We start from the raw sequence: 19,354 nt of genomic DNA on the forward strand, positions 1-19,354 counted from the left end.
CAAGATGCCCCACACCCGCAAGCCCCACCTCGACGCCCTCGCCATCTCTCTGTTGCTGACTTGCTGCATGTTCTGGGGCTTCCAGCAGGTGCTGGTCAAAGCCACGGTGGCCGAGGTGGCGCCAGTGTTTCAGGCCTTTGTGCGCTTTGCGCTGGCCACGGTGGCGGTGGCGGCCTGGTGCCTGTGGCGTGGCGTGCGGCTGTCGGCGGCGGCCGAGCCTGCCGGGGCAGCCCGCGCCGGGCTGCTGGCCGGGGCGCTGTTTGCGGGCGAGTTTGCGTGTATTTACCTGGGCCTGCAGTACACCACCGCATCGCGGCTCACGGTGTTTTTGTATGCCTCGCCATTCTGGGTAGCCCTGCTGCTGCCGCGCTTCATTCCTGGTGAGCGCCTGCAAGGCTGGCAGTGGCTGGGCCTGGCTGCCGCGTTTGTGGGCGTGGGGCTGGCGCTGGGCGACGGGCTGCTGGGCCCCGCCAATGCCGCCCTGCCCCAGGCCTGGCTGGGCGACCTGCTGGGTTTGGCCGCAGGCCTGATGTGGGCGCTGACCACGGTGGTCATCCGCACCACGCCGCTGGCGCGCGTGGCCCCGGCCAAGCAGCTGCTGTACCAGGTGGGCGTGAGCACGGCGGTACTGCCCGTGCTGTCGCTGGGCCTGGGCGAGGCCTGGGTCTGGCAATTCAGCGGCTTTGCCTGGGGCTCGCTGCTGGTGCAGGCCCTGGTGGGCGCGTTTGTGAGCTACCTGGCCTGGATGTGGATGCTGGCGCACTACCCGGCCACGAAGATCTCGGTGTTTGTGTTCCTCACGCCCGTGTTTGCGCTGCTGTTTGGCGCCTGGTGGCTGGGCGAGCCCATCACCCCCGGGCTGGTGGCGGCGCTGGTGCTGGTGGCGGCAGGCATCGTGCTGGTGAACCGGCGGCCTGCGGTCGCGTAGTACCCGGGACAAAAGAGTTTTCATAAAAACATGGCCTAGCGCTTTACCAACAAGCGCTAAAAGCTACTATTTTGATAGCAACTCTTTTGCAGGCGGGTGTTGTCAGCCAACCCGACTCAGTGCGTACCGCGTATCCAGCAACACTTGAATGCGCGCACCCAGCGCGGCGCCCTCATCGTCCTCCAGTCGTGTGAACTGCTGGGTCCAAGCCTCAGACTGCGCAAAATTCGGAAACCGGGGCGGTTCGCCCCACAGCCAGTCCGGGTGGGTGGCCCGGGGGCTTCGCCCAAATACATGCAGGTGCATCTTGCGGTGCAGCGCGGGGGTTTTGGGCCCCTGCGGGTGGGCCAGCGGGTTCAGCGCGTTGTTGCCCGCCTCCCAGTAGTTCAGGCAGCCTCCGGCGAGCTGCGGCAAGGTGTCGAGCATGGCCCGGCCCGTTGCGGCCACCAGGCACGACCAATGCGCCAGCTCTTCGGGCGTCAGCTCGCTGCGTTCCCAGACGGGGCGCGGCGGGTGGACCAGCACATGCCCGCCATCGCTGCGGTGGTTCATGGGCCGCACGGGCAGGTCGACCGTGCCACCGGCACAGCGGATCAATGTGGTGTGGATGTTCACGGGGACTTCTCCAAAACGGAAGGTTGTAAAAGGGGGGCGATGGCCGATCCGCGCCTCATCCGTCGCTGCGCGGCGCCCAGCAGGCGATGGCCGTGGCCGACAGCAGCAAGGCTGCAACGCCATACACCCAGGCAGAGGGCGCAATGGGCAGCAGCACACCCGCCAGCACCGGGCCCGCACCGGCGCCCAGGTCCCGCCACACCGACCGCGTCGCCAGCGCCTGGATGCGCCCCGGCCCCGGTGTGCGGCGCGCGACCAGCGGCGGCAACAGCGGCAGCAGCAGGGCCCGCAAAATCACGATGGCCAGTGCGCTGGTCCACAGCCACCCCAGGCCAAAACCCACCAGGGCCAGCGACGTCAGCACCGCAAAGCCCACCAGCAGCACTTCGGCGCCGTAGCGCTCGGCCAGGTCGCCGCCCACCGCGCTCAGCACGATCTCGGCCAGGTAGCGGACCGACAGCAACAGCCCCGCCACGATCACCGGATTGCCCGGCAGCACATCGCGGCCCAGGTACGACAAGCCGATGATGAACAGGCCGTCCAGCACCAGCCCCTCGACGAATGAAAAACGGTCCAGGCTACCGGGGAGCCTGCCCCAGCGCTTCTCAGGGGGCGGCACGGCATGCGGCTGGGCGGGCAAATGCCGCGTGGCCAGCAAGGCGCACAACGCGACGGCGGCAAACACCAAGAAGATGGCTCGGGGCCCCCACCAGAGCGCACAGACACCCCCCGCAGGCAGGGCCAGCATGGGCCCCAGCGCTGCAAAGGCGCGCGACTGCCCCGCGCGGCGCGCTGCGCCCACGGGCTCGGCCGTGGCCAGCGCCTGCGTGGCGAGGTTCAGCGCCGCAAACGCCAGGCCCCACAGCAGCCGCAGGCCCAACAAGGCGATGAACCCGCCAAGGGTGGCGTACCCCAGCGCGCACGCGGCGGCGGCCAGCACGGCCAGCGAGCAGGTGAGCCGCTCGCCATGGCGGGCGTAGAACCGCGCCACCGCCCCGTAGCCCGCGATGCGCACCAGGCGGTTCGCGGCCAGCAGGAGGCCCGCCTCGAACAGGGTGACGCCAAACGCCGGGGCAAACATCGGCAGGAGCAGGTAGAGCACCGTGTCCCCGGGGAGTGCAAGGCCGAGCGCCAAGGCGGCGCAGCGCGAGTGGTGGTCTGAGGCCGAGGTGTTGGCTGAAGGCTGTGGCATGGCCCGCATGGTGCGCGGCGGCACCGGGCGCGACAAACGATATTGCGGCGCCCCATGCGTGACAAAATTGCACACATGCCACCCCGCCTGCCCCCGCTCAACGCGGTCCGCGCCTTTGCGGCGGCGGCGCGCCACCAGAGCTTCACCCGCGCCGCACTGGAGCTGCACGTCACCCACAGCGCCATCAGCCGCCAGATCAAGGCGCTGGAATCCCACCTGGGCGTGGACCTGTTCGAGCGCAAGACGCGGCAGGTGCTGCTCACGGCGGCGGGCCACCAGTTCCACGCGCAGGTCGGGCCTGCGCTGGCGCAGATTGGGGCCGCCGCACAGTCGTTACGGGGCGACGCCGGCCTGCGCAGCGTCAAGATCAATGTGCGGCCCAGCTTTGCGGTGCGCTGGCTGATCCCCAGGCTGCCGGGCTTTGTGGCCCAGCACCCGGACATCGAGCCCCAGGTCATCACCAGCACCCTGGCGCCAGACCAGGCGGCCGAAGCCTTCGACCTGGCCCTGCGGCGCGGCCCGCGCGGGTGGCCGCCGGGTTTGCAGGTCCACCCGTTCCTGGAGGACGAGGCACTGGTGGTGGGGTCGCCTGCCCTGTTCGCCCAGCGCCCGGTGACGCGGCCCGAGGCGTTGTCGTCCCACGTGCTGCTGCTGTCCAAGTCGCGCAGCAAGGACTGGGAAAGCTGGAAGAAGCAGGTGAACGCGCCAGCGCTCCAGCCCGCCAGCTGCCTGCAGTTTGACCACCTGCACTTTGTGCTGCAGGCCGCCGTGGACGGGCTGGGCTTTGCGATGGCGCCGGTGTCGTTGATCACGCACGACCTGGCGTCGGGTCGGCTGGTGTCGCCTTTGCCAAGCTTGCGGTTGCCGCTGACGCGGCACTACTTCGGCGTCGCCCCGGACCCGTCGCCGGAGACGCTGCGTTTTGTGCAGTGGCTCAGGGAAGAGATGGAAGCATCAGCGCCTTCCGAAGCAGCCCCCACACAGCCGACTTCTGATTAAAAACGAGGTCTAGCGCTTTATCATCAAGCGTCAATAGCTATAAAATTTATAGCAAATGTCAAATCATTCCCCGTCGCCCATCCACCGTGCCGTGCCCGACACGCGGATGGAGCTGCCCGCCACCGGCCCCACCTCGGCGCGCAGGCGCGAGCGCATGCCCATGTCCTCGCCCTGCACCACATCGATGGCGCCGCCGTGTGGCCAGCCCAGGTCGCGCAGGTAGCCCGCCAGCGCGGCGGTGGCAGCGCCCGTGGCCGGGTCTTCGAGCACGCCGCCCGAGGCAAAGGCATTGCGGGTGTGCAGCAGGCGGTCTGACTCCACACACACCAGCACGATGGTGACCAACCCGGCATTCACCATCAGCGTGCGGCCTGCATCCAGTGCGTAGTGCATGGCCGCCAACGTCGCACGGCTGCGCAAGGCCAGCACCAGGTGATTGGCGCCGCCATGGATGAGTGCAGGCGGGATGCGCGGGTCCAGATCGGCCGCGCTGAGGCCGAACAGGGACAGGGAATCGGCCAGCAGCGCCGCCGGTACCGGCCCGCTGTGCGTGGGCGGTGACTGCAGCGCCGCCTGCACCAGCTCGCCCTGTCGGCGGCCTTCGACCGTGATCTCGGCCTGGCTCAGTGACAGCACAAACACACCGTCGCCCTCGCGCTGCGCCAGCGCGGCTCCCAGGGCAATGGTGGCATGGCCACAAAAGGGCACCTCACTCTCGGGCGAAAAATAGCGCACACGCCAGCGGCCTTCGCCCAGCGGGGCGGTAAACGCGGTTTCAGAGAAGCCGACCTCGGCGGCAATGCGCTGCATGTCGGCAGGGGCGGGCAGCTCGTCACCGATCCACACACCGGCGGGGTTGCCGCCCTGTGTGCCGTCGGAAAACGCTGCGATTTTTTGAAGTGCCATGGTATTCAACATCCAGAACAACAGGACGAGCCAGGCAGCGGCTCAGAGCTTGGGAATGCGGATCCGGCTGATCATCAGCGACCCCGACACCGCAAACAGCAGCACCAGCGGGTGCAGCGTGAAGCCGCCGATCAGCACCTTGCCAAACCACAGGCTCTCGCGCACGGCGCCCAGCCAGGCGGCCAGGGCCAGCAGGCCCACCAGCACGATGGAGGTGGGGATGGGCGTGCCTTCAAAATATTTGACCTTGCCGTCGTCGCCCGACAGGGTTTCGGCCGTGACGTTGTAGCGCGCCAGACGCGACACGCCGCAGGCCACGAAGTAGGCGAGCACGATGCGGTCGTACAGGCCTTGCATGCCGCAGCCATAGGCAATGATGGCCGGGGCCACGCCAAACGAGATCACGTCGGCCAGCGAATCCAGCTCGCGGCCCATGGCCGAACTCTTCTGGCGCCAGCGGGCGATGCGACCGTCCAGCACATCAAAGATCAGCGCGGCGAGCACCAGGGCGCAGGCGAAGTACACGTGCACCACGTCGCCGGTTTCCAGGTAGGTCATCGACGAGAACAGCGCCCCCACGCCGCAGACCGCGTTGCCCAGCGTGAACCAATCGGCCAGGTGGAATTCGCGGATCATGGAGAAACGTTTGGGATGTTGGGGTGTGTTCATGTCGAGGGCTCCGGTCGCGCCATGCAGGCGAGAACGTGGTTACGTTCTCAGGACGCCGCATTATGAGCGGCTGTGCACGGCGTTTTCTGTAGGCACACCGCCCGCCCGGCGGAGCGGTGATACCGGGCAAGGTTGCCCCCGCAGCGCGTCCCGACGGGGACGCCCGGCGATTGTCAGGAAGGCCGGGTAGCCCAACAATGCCTGATCCGTTCACTGCCGATCCCATGACCACCACCCCCGCAGCCCCCCGAACCACGTCAGCACCGCCCCGCAACCCTCCGTTTGCCCCCACCACCCCGGTGCGCAGCCTGCAGGACGTGGAGCGGCTCGAAGCCCGGCCGCTGGGCGCGGCGCTGCCGGTACAAAGCACTTACGAAATCTTCTGCAACGCCGCCCATGCGTTTGGCGACAAGACGGCGCTGACCTTTCTGCCCACGGCCGACCCGGCGGACGAACCCATCCGCTGGTCGTACGCACAACTGCTCTGCGGCATCCACCAGACGGCCAACCTGCTGCACATGCTGGGCGTGCGTCCACAGGACGCCGTGGCCGTACTGCTGCCCGGCTGCCTGGAATACCACCTGGCGCTGTGGGGGGGCGAGGCGGCGGGCATCGTGCAGCCGCTCAACCCCATGCTCACCGACGAGAAGATCGCAGCCATGATGACCCTGGCACACGCCAAGGTGCTGATCGCCTATGGCGCCGAAGGCGATGTGGGTTACTGGAGCAAGGCCCAGCGCCTGATGGGCATGGTGCCCACCCTGACGACACTGCTGCGCGTGGCGCCCCACGACGAAGCCCCCGGTGCTGCGGGCCCGCTGCCCGAGGGAGTGGTGGACCTGGCCGAGCGTTTGCAGCACCCCGGCGACCATCTGGTGAGCGGCCGCCACATCGTGGCCAGCGATATCGCCGCCTACTTCCACACCGGGGGCACCACGGGTGCGCCCAAGCTCGCGCGCCACAGCCACGGTGCACAGGTATTCACGGCGTGGGGCTGCGTGCAGATGCAGGGCATCACGCCCGGGGACGTGGGCATCAACGGCTACCCGCTGTTCCATGTGGCGGGGGTGTTGCCGGGCTCGCTGGCGGCGCTGTCGGCCGGGGTGGAAACCATCATCCCGACCACCGGACTGTTCCGCAACCGGCAGGTCATCGCCAACTACTGGCGGCTGGTGGAGCACTACCACTGCACCTACCTGTCCGCCGTGCCCACGGTGCTGGCGGCGCTGGCCAATGTGCCGCTGGAGGGGGCGGACATCTCCACGCTGCGCTACTGCCGCACGGGCGCGGCCATCCTCGCGCCCGAGCTGGCGGCACGGTTTGAGCGGCTGTTTGGCCTGCACATCCACGAAAGCCTGGGCATGACCGAAATGGCCGGCATCTCCACCATCACCCCGCCCGGCGTGCACGCGCCCGCGGGCTGCGTGGGCTGGCCGCTGCCGTACACGCAGTTGCGCATCGTGGCGCTGGATGCGCACGGCAATGCGTCCGGCCAAGACATGCCACCCGGCCAGCCGGGCATGGTGCTGTTCCAGTCGCCCAACCTGTTCTCGGGCTTTCTGGATGCAGCCGACACGGCCAAGGCCTTCACGCCCGATGGCTGGCTAGCGACGGGCGACCTGGGCTTTGTGGACGAGCAGGGCCGCCTGCACCTGAGCGGCCGCTCCAAGGACCTCATCATCCGCAGCGGCCACAACATCGACCCCAAGGTGATCGAGGACGCGCTGGGTGCCCACCCCGCCGTGCAGCTTGCCGCCGCGGTGGGTGCGCCCGATGCCTATGCGGGCGAGCTGCCTGTGGCCTATGCGACGCTGGTGCCGGGCGCTGAGGCGACCGAGGCCGAGCTGCTTGCGTTCACCGCCGAGCGCGTGGACGAGGCCGTCGCCCGCCCGCGCTGGGTGCAGGTGCTGGGCACCATGCCGGTGACCAATGTCGGCAAGATCTACAAGCCCGATCTGCGCCAGCGCGCGGCCTGCCACACGGTGCAGGCGCTGGTCGATAACGTGTGCGCCGAAGCCCTGGGCCAGCCCCGCCCCCGGGTGCAGCCCGAGGGCGACAGCGCCGTGCGCGTGACCGTCACGTCTGCCAGCGCGGCCCCTGCCGACACGGACGCGCTGCTGGCCCGCCTGCGCGAAGTGCTCGCGCCCCTGCCTCTCACCGTCACGGTGGCCAGCGGCCCGGCGCCCGAAATCGATCACCCACCCGCATAAGCCCGCGTGACAGACCCCTGCCGGCGCGCCACGATGCACGGCGGAGCCCGTTCGGTTTCTTTGCTTCTTACAACAACCACGACAGGAGACAGCGCATGCCCTTCCACCATCCGTTGATGAACCGCCGCCACTGGCTGGGCAATGCCGCGCTGGCCGCCGCTGCGGCCTGTGTCGGCACCGGCACCAGCACGGCCGTCTTTGCGCAGGCACCCGCCTACCCCAACAAGCCCATCAAGGTGATCGTGCCCTTTGCCGCAGGCGGCGCCACCGATGTGCTGGCGCGCGTGCTGGCCGAGAAGATGTCGGTGGGGCTGGGCCAGCCCATGGTCATCGACAACAAGCCCGGTGCGGCCGGCATCATCGGCACCGATGCGGTGGCCAAGGCAGCGCCCGACGGCTACACGCTGTTGCTGGGCCTGAGCAATTCGATGCTCACCAACCAGTTCCTCTACACCAAGCTGCCCTACAGCCCCGAGCGCGACATCGCGCCCATCTACCAGATCGCCATTGCGCCGCTGGTGCTGGTGGCGCACCCCAGCGTGCCCGCAGCCACGGGGCCCGAGCTGCTCAAGTACGTGGTGGCCAACAAGGGCAAGGTGTCCTATGGCTCGTATGGCACAGGCGCATATCCGCACCTGGCCGGGGCCTACATGAGCCTCACGCAGAACGCCGACATGAGCCACGTGGCCTACCGGGGCGAGGCGCCCATGGTGCAGGACCTGCTGGGCGGCCAGATCCAGATCGCGTTCGCGAGCGCGCTGCAGGTCAAGGCGCACATCGACGCGGGCAAGCTCAAGGCCATCGGCGTGAGCGGCGAGCACCGCATGGGCACCCTGCCCAACGTGCCCACGCTGGCCGAGCAGGGCCTGAACGACGAGGCCTACCGCGTGGCGGGCTGGCTGGCGTTCGGCGCACCGGCCGGCACACCCACGCCCATCCTGGAACGCATTGCCGCCGAAGTGCGCAAGGCCACGCAGTTGCCCGACGTAGCCCAGCGCATCGCGGCCATGGGGTTTGATGTGCAGAACAGCTCACCCGCGCTGTTTTCCGCCGCGATTGCCAAGGAGCGGCCTGTGTGGGAGCGATTGATCAAGGCGTCCGGCGCGAAGCTGGATTGACGGATTGAGGGGCGGGGCAGCCTTCTATCGCCCCCATCGGTCATGGCGCCCCTGAACACTCCCTCTCCCCTCGCGGGAGAGGGCCGGGGAGAGGGGGTCACACCGACGCGCCGCTGGTGCTTGGTTGGCTAGGGCCACATGGGTGGTATGACAACACAAAAATCCAAGCCAAAATTGCCGCAACCGCCCATCCAACAAGCGCTATTAGCTATGAATTTTGTAGCTTTCCAGCCCGCTCCGCCGCAAACGCCACATACCAATTCAGACACCCCGGATTGGCCATCGCGTCCTTGTTGACCACCTTCTCGATGGGCTGGCCCAGCAGCAGCTTCTTGATCGGCAGCTCCTGCTTCTTGCCGCTCAAGGTGCGCGGCACCTCGGCCACCACAAAGATGTCGTCGGGCACAAAACGGGGGCTCAGCGCCGTGCGCACCGCACCGTTGATACGGCCGCGCAGGGCCTCGTCGAGCACGCTGCCGGGGCGCAGCACCACAAACAGTGGCATGTAGCTTTCGCGGCCCAGGTACTCCAGATCCACCACCAGGCTGTCGAGCACCTCGGGCAGGGATTCGACCGCGCTGTAGATCTCGCTCGTGCCCATGCGCAGGCCGTGGCGGTTGATGGTGGCATCCGACCGGCCGTAGATGACGCAGCCGCCGTTGCTGCCGATCTTGAGCCAGTCACCATGGCGCCACACCGCGCCCATGCTGGCCGGGCCGTCGCCACCGCCGGGCAAGCGGCCGTGGCCTGCGGGGTACATATCGAAGTAGCTCGACAGATAGCGCGAGCCGTCCTTGTCGCCCCACAGGTAGAGCGGCATCGACGGGATGGGCTGCGCGCACACCAGCTCGCCCACCTCGTCCATCACCGGCAGGCCCTCGGCGTTCCAGGACTCCACCGCCGCGCCCAGCATGCGGCACTGCATCTCGCCGGGCACCTGGGGCAACTCGCGGTGGCCGCCAATAAATGCGCCGCAGAAATCCGTGCCGCCCGAAATGTTGTTCCACCAGATATCGTGCGTGCCCAGCGCCTCGAACTGCGCCGTGCCCCACTGCTGCACCTCGGGCGACAGCGGCGACCCGGTGGTGCCCAGCGCGCGGATGCGCGTCAGGTCGCCATAGTCCGCGAGCGTGATGCCGGCCTTCATGCAGTTGGCAAAGAACGCCGCCCCGGCGCCGAAGAAGGTCACGCCCGTCTCCGCCGCAAAGCGCCACAGCACGCCCCAGTCCGGGTGCTCCTTGCTGCCGCCCGGGTTGCCGTCGTAGATCACGCAGGTGGTGCCCGACAGCAGGCCCGAGAGCTGTGCGTTCCACATCACCCAGCCGGTGGAGCTGTACCAGTGGTAGCGCTCGCCAAAGCTGTTGGCCTCGTAGCTGCAGCCGATGTCGTTGTGCAGCACCTTGAGCTGCAGCGCCACCAGCACCGTGCCGCCGTGGCCGTGCACGATGGGCTTCGGTAACCCGGTGGTGCCGCTGGAGTAGACGATCCACAGCGGGTGGTCGAACGGCAGCCACATCGGCTCGAACCCTGTGGTTTCAGCATCATTTTGGGCCGTAGCGCTGGTCCAGCTTGCCCAACCAGCTATCGAAACAGAAGCATCCAGGTTGCCCAGCAGCACCCCGTGCTGCACGCTGGGCAGCGCCGCGCGCAACTCGGCCAGCACGGCGGTGCGGTCGTGGTCGCGCCCGCCGTAGGTCACGCCGTCCACGCCGATCAACACCTTGGGCTCGATCTGCCGAAAGCGGTCGAGCACCGCATGCGTGCCCATGTCGGGCGCGCAAATGCTCCACACGCCGCCGATGCTGACGGTGGCGAGGAAGGCGACCATGGCCTCGGGCACGTTGGGCAGGTACGCGGCCACGCGGTCGCCGGGCTGCACGCCCTGCGCCTTGAGGTGCAGCGCAAGCGCCGCGACCTGACGGCGCAGCTCGGGCCAGGAGAGTTCGCGGTGCTGGCCCTTTTCATTGCGGCTGATGATGGCCGGCAGCCCTGCGGCGTGCGCGGCATCCACATGCCGCAGCGCCTGGCGCGCGTAGTTCACCTGGGCGCCGGGGAACCACTGCGCGCCGGGCATGGTGTTGCGCGCCAGCACCGCCGTGTGCGGCGTGGGCGATTCGATGCGGAAGTAGTCCCACACGCTCTGCCAGAAGGTATCCAGCTCCGTGGTCGACCAGCGCCACAGCGCGTCATAGCTGTCGAACGCAATGCCGCGCTGGTCGCGCAGCCAGTTCTGGTACAGGCGGATCTGGGGAACGTAAGGCGCCGCCTGGGTGGGGCTGCGAAGGGGTGTTTTGTGGCTTGTCTCCATGGCGACGCAGCGTAACAGCGGTGCGTGGGCTGGGCTAGGCATTTAGGTCGCTCGGTTGACACGGTGGTGGACGATTTGGAAAGTCCGGGCGGAATGCCTCTTTCCTGTCGGGGCTGCTTTACGTGGTCGCCAGACGGCTCGAAATCGCCGAGTACATGCTTCGTCAATGGTCGAACTGCCGAAGACCGCCGTGCTGGCAAGAAAAGCATAAAACCCAAACACCCAGCGGCTAAAAGAAGAGCCACCTGAATCCCACTGCTTTTTTCAATTATCAAAATTAATTTCTGCAGATCTCGCCTTCATATGCCCCGCCAAACAATTTTTAATCATTTTATTTCTAATACATGAAATATGAAAGTGCGCGAAGCCATTCACGACAAAGCATGCCAACTACCGCTGTCTGCACTCATCCGAAACGCGCAGCTAATGCAGCCTGAAATTTTTCAAGCACTTCATCAACTGAATGGCCACTTAATGAATCCGCGTCATAGTTGTCGTCTATTACATGAAGCAGTGCATCCGACGACCATTCGCACGGTTGACCATCAAGCAACGGATATGTGGGTTGCAGTCTGTAGGTTTCCAATCTATAAACGATGCCACGAAGCAAGCCGCCGTTGAAATCGCGTGTAATTTCAACGCGAAATCTAAACAGATCTCCCTCACCAGCTTCAAAGGGTTCTACATCAAAGATTTTGACTACTTCTATCAGATTTCGCATATCGTTTCTAATCTTTAGAGCAGGAGGTACATTGACAGTGTCGCGCATAAGTACCTCGGGGTGAAGATTGAGTAGCAGCTCGCTTTGCTTCAGCACAAGCATCCGCTTGAGTTTTTCCTCTCGCACTGCCTGTTACTCGTGCGGGGACTTTTCCATCTAGCACTTGATCAATAACTGTGACGTTGCATGAAGCCGTGCAAGACCAACGACCAGGCCCTGACATTGTGGTAATACACCAATCAATAACATTGACTATTGGCTTGAATGGGAGAGGAAATCCGACAGGGGGCATCGGCGGAATATAGGGATCCACCGGAGGAGGCAGCGGAAAATCCGGATCAATAGGCCGCGAAGGAGGTGTACCAGTGGGAGGCACAGGAACCGTTATTGGCAAGCCACCCGGGTCACTCAGCGGGGTCACACTCAGCGAACACTCAGCGGGGTCAAAACACTCAGCGGGGTCAAACACTCAGCGCACTCAGCGGGGTCAGGTCTTGTCTTTCGCACTCAGCGGGGTCACGCACTCAGCGGGGTCAGGTCTCACGCACTCAGCGGGGTCAGGTCTTGTCTTTTGCCTCCCCCAGACTCATTTCATCCAACCGAGTAGTCTCCCTCAACACACGCTGACCCGACACAAGCCGGCTGATGCGAGATACGGACAGCCCCAATTGCCGGGCAATCTCTGACAGGCTGATTTGCGACACATAGTGCGCCTGATACAAAGCCTGCTCACGCGTGGGGCACTGGGCCAGCCAATCTTGCAGGCTCTTGGGGCTGGCGCGCTGGGATTTGGGCACCTCTTTGTCGCTGACAGCCCGGTTACTGGCCAAAGCCTGCATGCGCAAGACAAAGTCTTCATCGCCCAGATACACCTGCTGGCGCAGCCCCTGGGCCCACAACTGCACCCCTTGCCCAGCCTGAACCAACGCTGCATAGGCCTGAGCCGCCTGGCTGCGCGTGCCCTCATCCACAACATCGCGCCCCAGCAGATAACCCCACACGGCCTGCACATCCAGCCAGTCCGGTGCAGGGCGCAGACCCGTCAGCGAGTGGTAGCTGCACCAAGGCCATTGGGCCGGATGCTCCACCAGTTGGGCGCGCACCCGGTTCAGCTCCACATAGCGGCACACCTCCAGCAAGTAGGCATCGCGGTCTACCAAAATGGCTTTGAATCGCCCTTGAAACAGATGCCCCACCTTGCCATGGCGACGGTTGAAACGCTGGGTATAGACACCGTTGATATGACGCATCAACAGCGACAAATTGGGCTGCCGCGTGTGCAGAACAAAGTGATAGTGGTTGTCCATCAAGCACCATGCCAAGGCACAAGCATCAAACCGATGCAGCCCCTGGCCCAACACGCCCAACAGGTCTTCGCGATCCTCGTCGCCCAGTACGATGGGCTCGCGCCGGTCACCCCGAGAAGTCACGTGATACACAGCGCCGGGGAACTCGATGCGCAAGGGTCTTGCCATATTCAAAAACTCCGCTGAGTTGGACTGCAGTGGGAGTTTGTGCGCAAAAGGCAAGACCTGACCCCGTTGCTCCAGGTGCTGGCGCACTACTGCGTGTGCTGGCTGCTGCACCCAAGTGGCAGCAAGGCCACAGATACCGCATGCACAGCAAAGCTTCTCCGCCCATGTGCAGCTATTGCGCCAAACGTTCCCGCAGTCTGGAGCGTTCCCCCCCACAGCAGCCGATACGACGCAAGCGCTGGTTTGAACAACTGCTGGCGGTCTGTGCAAGGCTGAGGGCGACGCGCACCACCGGCAAACGCAACAAGCGCATGGTCAAGCGCAGAAACTCACCCTATGCCAGCCATGACCGGACGGCACCCAGGCATGTGCCCATGGATTGCACGGTGGTTATGTTGGAGGCGTTGCCTGTGACGGTTCGGAAACGAGGGAAAGCTTTCTAACCGAACAGTATTGAGACCTGACCCCGTTGCTCTTGTGACCCCGTTGCTCTTGCGGCGGTTGCACCTTTTGGGCAAAGGACAAGGCCTGACTCCAACGAGTTCGGGGTCTTTTCAAGAGAACGCTTCTACGATCTTGCTGCAAGCCTGAAGAATATCTTTACTCATATCATTTAAGTAAGTTTGCATCTCGTCATCAGCACGCATCAAGTACTCCGGACTACAACTTGCACGAATCGCCCCTAGCGGGAAATGATCAGTTTCTGAGTCAACAGCACGAATCGGCAGGAAGACTTCGTTGTCTGGATCTCGGACAGAAAATCGCAATCCACATATGCGGCGCGTACCCTCAAGCAGATTCATTTCACCAGTCAGCATTAATTGCGCCGTGTTGACGAGTTCGCGGCGTTTCAATTCAAGGTTGTCTATGTGCTGCATTTTTATTCAGGGAATTTTGTTTTGAACTCGACACGCTGCCCAGTTCTGATGTTCTCAACCCAATGAGTTTCGAATTTCGTACCCTTGCCATCCGCAAAAGACGAACTGGTCTTCTTAACCCAATCAGCAGCATCGCCGCCAAAATCGTCGGCGACTCGTTGAGCACCTCGGAACGCAACCCGGCCACCAGGACCTGCCATTACGGTGCCAACCTCAGCCATCTGCCCCTGGCTCGCAAGCATATTCTTAAGCTTAAGGACCGTGCCAGCACCGGTATCCAACCCCTTTGCAGAGCAATAAGCTCCGGTATCAATGCCGTGGTTGATAGCTTGGACCACGGGGGTAATTTTTGCAACAGAAGCAGGAATCGCCTGCCCCACCATCGCAGCGCCAACGGAGGATCGTGCTGCAATGCTGGAGCCCGGCAGCGGCACCGGGTCCATCGCTGCAGAGTGGAGCAGCATGGTGACTTCTGCCATCGCAAAAACACCGACGCAGATGGGGCAAAGCCCGTTCGGATCGGTGAAGAACAACGGATTTTGTTCGGCATATCCAAACCGGTTCCAACCGCCGTTGAACCCAATCGGATCCCCTTGCGTATACCGCCCCGTGCTCGGCGCGTACGTGCGGAAGTAGTTGTAGTGCAGCTTCGTCTCAGGGTCAAAGTACTGCCCCGGATACCGCAGGTTGAACGTGACTTCCGGGATGCTGGTGGCGCCCGTGGTCGGGTTGGTGCTCTCGCTGGTGAATCGCTTGGCCCCGATGGTGGGCTGTTCGTCCCCAAACGCGCTGTAAGCCCACTGCCACGCAGTTTGCCCATCCGCCTGGGTGAGTTTTCTGGGGGTGTTCAGGTGGTCGCTGTGGACGGCGTAGGCCGTTCCCTTGATCACGGCCGCAATAGGCATGGGGCCGCTGGCGGTGGGCAGGTACAGGTATTGCGCGGTGCCTGAGCTGTTGGTGCCGCCCGAGCCGTATTCACCCAGCAGGCTGCCGTCTTCGGCATACACGTAGCTGAAGCCCAGTTTCTCGGCGTCGCTGGCGCCGGGGCTCCAGAGCCTGCTCCAGAAGCCCAGGAGCCATTGGACCAGGCCGGGTTGCTCGGCCTGGGCGGGTTCTGCCTCGTCGTCGTCGGCCAGCAGGTTGTTCAGGTTCTTGCCGGTTTTGTTGCCGGTGCTGCTGCTTTGGGTGCCGCTGTACAAAGGCTCGGTCTTGAACACGCGCTGGCCCAGGGCGTTGTGGGCGTATTTGGTGGTGGGGGCGTCTTCGCCTTCTCCGGTGCTGGCGCTCTCCAGGCGGCCTTGGCTGTCGTAGCGGTAGGTGGTCAGGCCATCGCCCAGCAGGTCGCCTGCGCTGTTGTACTGGTAGGTGACGCTGGTGGTGGCGGTGTTGCCTTCTGCGCTGCTGGTCTGCTCAAAGCCCAGCAGGCGGTTGTGGCTGGCGTCGCCTCCGTAGCTGCGGCTGGTGCTGGTGCCGGCCACGTCGCGGGTGCTGGCGGTGCGGTTGCCGTTGGCGTCGTACTGGAAGCTGGCGGTGTCGGCAGGCGTGCTGGCCGCGGTCTCCCGGGTGAAGCCAATGATGCGGCCCGCGGGGCTGTACTGCACGCTCCAGCTGGCGGGGGCGGACTCGATGGTGCTGTCCTGCGGGTTGATGCTGGCCGGCTGCCACAGGTTTTGTGTGATGCCGCTGATGCGGCCTGCGGCGTCGTACTGGTAGCTGCTGAACTCAGTTTGGGTGAGCTGGCCGGCGGTGTTGTAGCTGCGGGTGGCGGGGATGGTGGTGGCCCCGCCGGGCAAAGCCCAGTTCCAGCCGGTGGGTTGGCCCAGGGGGTTCCAGGTGATGCCCGATACCAAGGGTTGGCCGGCCCAGGTCATTCCAGTTAGTTGGCCGGTGCTGTCGTACAGGTACTGCAGCACTTGGCCGCCCGGATAGGTTGTGTTGGCCAGCAGGCCCTGGGGGTTGTAGCTGTAGCTGACGCTGCGGGTGTCGCCGTTGAGCAGGGTCTGGGTCTTTTGGGTGGTGCGCCCCAGCAGGTCGCGCTGGTAGGTGGTGGTGCCGCTGGCATCCACGATCTCACCCAGGGTGCCGGTGCTGGCGGCGGTGAGGTCGTAGCGCAGCGTGGTGGTGCGGCTGGGGGCATTGGCGCTGCCCGCATGGGTGATGAGCGTGGGGCGGCCCAGCAGGTCGCGCTCTATGGTGGTGGCCTGGCCCAGGGCGTCGGTGATGGTCTTGGGCAGGCCCAGGGCGTCGTACTGGGCGCTCTCGGTGCCGCTGTCGGGGCTGGTTTCTGTGGTGGCGTTGCCTAGGGCGTCGCGGGTGTAGGTGGTGGCTACGCCCTTGAAGTCGCTGGCCTGGGTGATGCTGTCCAGGGCGTTGTAGGCCAGGGAGGCGGTGGCGTTCTCGGCGTTGGTGATGGCTTTGGTGCGGCGCAGGGCGTCCAGGCTCTGGCTGGTGCTTTGGCTCAAGCCGTTGGTGGAGGCCACCCAGTCGCCATTGTTGTCGTAGCCGTAGGTGGTGCTGATCTGCCCGCCAAGGGTGGTGCTCTCCACGCGGTTCAAGCTGTTGATGGTGCGCGCCAGGCGCCAGACGGTCTGCCCCTGGGCGTTGCGGATGTCCTCCTGGGTGCGGTTGCCCATGGCGTCGAGCACGTAGGTGCCGGAGGCGCCCCGGTTGTCGCTCCAGCCCACAAGGCGCTGGGCCGCGTCGTAGGTGTAGGTGAGCACATGGCCGTGGGGCAGGCGGGCGGTGGCCACCTGGCCGGAGGGGCGGTAGGTGAGGGTGGTCACCAACCCGCCGCGGCCCACCGTGAGGATGCGGCCGCGGGGATCATAGGTGTAGGTGGTCACCAGGCCCGAGGGCGCGGTGTGGGTGAGCACCCGGCCTGCGCCGTCGTGGGTGTAGGTGTCCACGTGGCCAAGGGCGTTGGTGGCGCGGGTGAGGTTGCCGGCGCTGTCGTACTGGTAGCTGGTGGCTGCGCCGTTGGGGGCGGTCTCGCTGGCCACAAGGCCGCTCGCGTGGTAGGTCCAGGTCGTGGTGCGGGCGCTACTACCTGAACCACCACCGGTGTCGGCAATGGTCTGGGTCAGGGGGTTGCCTTGGCTGTCGTAGGTGTAGCTGGTAACTCGGCCGGGCTCAGTTACGGTCACTGGCAGGCGCCATTGGGGGTGCCAGACTGTGCTGGTCGTGCGTGATTCGGGCTGGCCTGTGGCTTCGGTGGTGGACAGGGGCAGGCGGCGGTTGGTGTCCCACTGGTAGGTGGTGGTGAAATTATTAAAGTCCACCTCGTAATCGATCAGGCCAAACGTGTTTTGCGCGCGGCTTGTAGCGTGTGGAAGTCCAGCAGACGCTGGCGCAGTCCCGTACGTCACGGCCGAAATCCCTCTTGTGACGCTGTATTGATAGATGCGCGCAAAACCCAGCGGGTCGGTTACGGTGGCGCTGACTCCCGGAGGTACACCACCGTAGTCCACGGTATAGCGGTTGGTGTTGTTGGCCAGCACTGTGGAAATTGCGTAACCTTGCGCGTCGTATCCGACCGTCGCATAACGAACACCCTGAATACTTACACCTGTAAGCAGGTGGACGTTGGACGGATTTTCATAGTGAAAGCTCCGATTGCTGCCGTCCGCATAGTTGACGGTTTGTAATCGGCCGCCGCTGTCATAGGTATAGCCTACTATTCCATCCGGCGTGGTGACACTGGTCAGTTGTCCATTGCCGCTGTAGCCAAAGCTGAGCGCGCGTCCAAACCGGTTACGCACTTCTGTAACCCTACCCGAGGCATCATGAGTGTAAGCAATTACCCAGCCGTTGCGGTCGGTTTCAGTAAGCAGAACTCCATCCGTATTAAATCTGAGAACACTGTCATTTGCCAGAACGCGCAATACCCAACCGTCAGGCAATCGATCCAGTGTGTCAAATCCATCGACGGGGCGCCAAGGACTCGGGGATATAAATGTGTCACGTACAAACAATCGTTGCTCGCCGCCAGGCAAGTCAATATCCAGTCTGTTATTGTCCCGCTGCTTAATTCGCGCGAAATAGTTGTGACGCCAAGCTCTCCCCATCGGCCCGATGCTGCCGATAGGCTCCCGAGACCATCGACTCAATGATATACGAGCTAATCGAAGACCGTGAGGGGCATGATCCGAATAATCAATTTCAGTTCTGAGTTCATCACCAGAGACAGGGAAAATTGGTTTTCCAACATGACCACCATCGGCATTTGTCCCAGATCGCTCGGCGTAATCTTCGGCTCTGCATTGCATGCCTGTAGGAATCTGCGGATAGGACAATCCAGTTTGTTCGCACCAAGCCTTCATATCCCGGGATACAGGATCAGGTGCATCATATTTTTGGACCCACTCCCCATCTCCTTGATTCTTACAAACAGTGGCAAGTAGCCCGCCTCCAGTCGTCCCCTGATAGTTTAGTGCGGGAGAGTCTCGATAGAATATTTTATAGTCCCATTTCCAATTGATAGAGTGACCATTAATCGAATTCGTGTCGCCAACGTCTTCGGGTCGAACATTAAATAGCTCACTGCGAATGTAGGGAAGGCTTTGCGAGTTTTGATATTCTTGAAGCGCGGCGACCGCATCTTGAGGGTTTGGGTAAATTCCACTGCCCATACGATACTCGTATGATGGATCCTTTTTGATTACATAGGTTTCCGCATTCAAGGCTTTGCAAAAAAGAATGCCAATAAAAATTGACGAAAGTGTCGAAAAATTCTTCAATTTTATCATGAATATTGTTTTTATGAATTTAATGCTATAGCCACAGGTTATATAAAATAATCGCCACAATCCATTCATGCCAATATGGATGTATGGCAATGCCCCCTCATCCTCAAACTAGCGTACTGTTGCGCATGAGACTTCCGGTATTGCAATCAGTCAATGGAAAACGATTTCTGTCAGGTCCGGTGCGCATTGCGCGGGTTAAACTATTCGAAATAGCCCTCTACTGATTCGTCAAATCGGTAATTGCTTTCTATTTTGACTTCGTGGCATAGCACTCTACCGAGTCGGCGTGCGCACGCGACCGTTTGGTGGCGCAACATACAAATACTGGTTGCATGTGTGCGTTTTACGCATCGTTTCCCGCCTCGCGTGGCGCTCCAGGAAGCGCGGTAACTGGCCCAATGCAAGCGTCCTTACTCAGCGCCGCCACCCCATCGCCCCACAAGCTGCCAAATCACAAGCCGCGCCATCGACATCAGCGCTTGTGAGAAACCCGCACCTGACAAAAATGGAACATGCGTTGGGCGCCACGCCCCATGGCTTCAGAAGGGCGCGCCATCGCCATCTACCCAAAATCCAGTACCGGCACAAGA

The 19,354-nt window shown here is 63.7% G+C and carries 13 protein-coding genes; 4 read left to right on the top strand and 9 right to left on the bottom strand.

Annotation, left to right across the window (positions count from 1 at the left end):
- The first annotated feature begins 4 nt into the window (after positions 1-4).
- A complete protein-coding gene (locus IB243_RS09775; protein WP_010465255.1) occupies positions 5-928 on the top strand; it encodes a DMT family transporter in 924 nt (307 codons plus the stop codon).
- Positions 929-1,030: 102 nt separating this feature from the next.
- Here the strand turns inward: IB243_RS09775 and IB243_RS09780 are convergent, their stop codons facing one another.
- A complete protein-coding gene (locus IB243_RS09780) occupies positions 1,031-1,543 on the bottom strand; it encodes a hypothetical protein (RefSeq protein ID WP_192426639.1) in 513 nt (170 codons plus the stop codon).
- 55 nt (positions 1,544-1,598) lie between these two features.
- The gene (locus tag IB243_RS09785) at positions 1,599-2,744 is read right to left on the bottom strand and encodes an MFS transporter (protein WP_370540331.1); all 1,146 of its coding nucleotides are present in this window, start codon (positions 2,742-2,744) and stop codon (positions 1,599-1,601) included.
- Between the two features lie 66 nt (positions 2,745-2,810).
- Between IB243_RS09785 and IB243_RS09790 the strand changes: the two genes are divergently transcribed.
- On the top strand, positions 2,811-3,734 hold the full coding sequence (locus IB243_RS09790; RefSeq protein ID WP_192426643.1) for a LysR substrate-binding domain-containing protein: 924 nt from the start codon (positions 2,811-2,813) through the stop codon (positions 3,732-3,734).
- Between the two features lie 63 nt (positions 3,735-3,797).
- Here the strand turns inward: IB243_RS09790 and IB243_RS09795 are convergent, their stop codons facing one another.
- Positions 3,798-4,640, bottom strand: a complete 843-nt coding sequence (locus IB243_RS09795) for a PhzF family phenazine biosynthesis protein (RefSeq protein WP_192426645.1) — start codon at positions 4,638-4,640, stop codon at positions 3,798-3,800.
- Positions 4,641-4,682: 42 nt separating this feature from the next.
- Entirely contained in the window at positions 4,683-5,309 is a 627-nt protein-coding gene (gene pssA / locus IB243_RS09800) for a CDP-diacylglycerol--serine O-phosphatidyltransferase (RefSeq protein ID WP_010465242.1), read from the bottom strand.
- 224 nt (positions 5,310-5,533) lie between these two features.
- Here pssA and IB243_RS09805 point away from each other — a divergent pair, with 224 nt between their 5' ends.
- The gene (locus tag IB243_RS09805; protein ID WP_192426647.1) at positions 5,534-7,519 is read left to right on the top strand and encodes an acyl-CoA synthetase; all 1,986 of its coding nucleotides are present in this window, start codon (positions 5,534-5,536) and stop codon (positions 7,517-7,519) included.
- A 95-nt stretch (positions 7,520-7,614) separates the two neighbouring features.
- Positions 7,615-8,637: a tripartite tricarboxylate transporter substrate binding protein gene (locus IB243_RS09810; protein ID WP_192426649.1), complete on the top strand. Its 1,023-nt coding sequence runs from the start codon at positions 7,615-7,617 to the stop codon at positions 8,635-8,637.
- Between the two features lie 208 nt (positions 8,638-8,845).
- Here IB243_RS09810 and IB243_RS09815 read toward each other — a convergent pair whose 3' ends face one another.
- From IB243_RS09815 to IB243_RS09835, 5 genes are all read right to left on the bottom strand, one after another.
- Positions 8,846-10,945 (bottom strand): acetoacetate--CoA ligase, encoded by a 2,100-nt coding sequence (locus IB243_RS09815; protein ID WP_192426651.1) that lies wholly within the window; start codon positions 10,943-10,945, stop codon positions 8,846-8,848.
- A gap of 406 nt (positions 10,946-11,351) precedes the next feature.
- On the bottom strand, positions 11,352-11,768 hold the full coding sequence (locus IB243_RS09820) for a hypothetical protein (RefSeq protein WP_225584870.1): 417 nt from the start codon (positions 11,766-11,768) through the stop codon (positions 11,352-11,354).
- A gap of 455 nt (positions 11,769-12,223) precedes the next feature.
- The gene (locus tag IB243_RS09825) at positions 12,224-13,141 is read right to left on the bottom strand and encodes a transposase (RefSeq protein ID WP_192426655.1); all 918 of its coding nucleotides are present in this window, start codon (positions 13,139-13,141) and stop codon (positions 12,224-12,226) included.
- Positions 13,142-13,695: 554 nt separating this feature from the next.
- On the bottom strand, positions 13,696-14,019 hold the full coding sequence (locus tag IB243_RS09830; RefSeq protein WP_192426657.1) for a DUF2489 domain-containing protein: 324 nt from the start codon (positions 14,017-14,019) through the stop codon (positions 13,696-13,698).
- 2 nt (positions 14,020-14,021) lie between these two features.
- On the bottom strand, positions 14,022-18,833 hold the full coding sequence (locus IB243_RS09835) for an RHS repeat-associated core domain-containing protein (RefSeq protein WP_370540340.1): 4,812 nt from the start codon (positions 18,831-18,833) through the stop codon (positions 14,022-14,024).
- Positions 18,834-19,354 lie beyond the last annotated feature (521 nt).

Source organism: Acidovorax sp. ACV01 (genome assembly GCF_014851495.1).
Taxonomy (GTDB): domain Bacteria; phylum Pseudomonadota; class Gammaproteobacteria; order Burkholderiales; family Burkholderiaceae_C; genus Acidovorax; species Acidovorax radicis.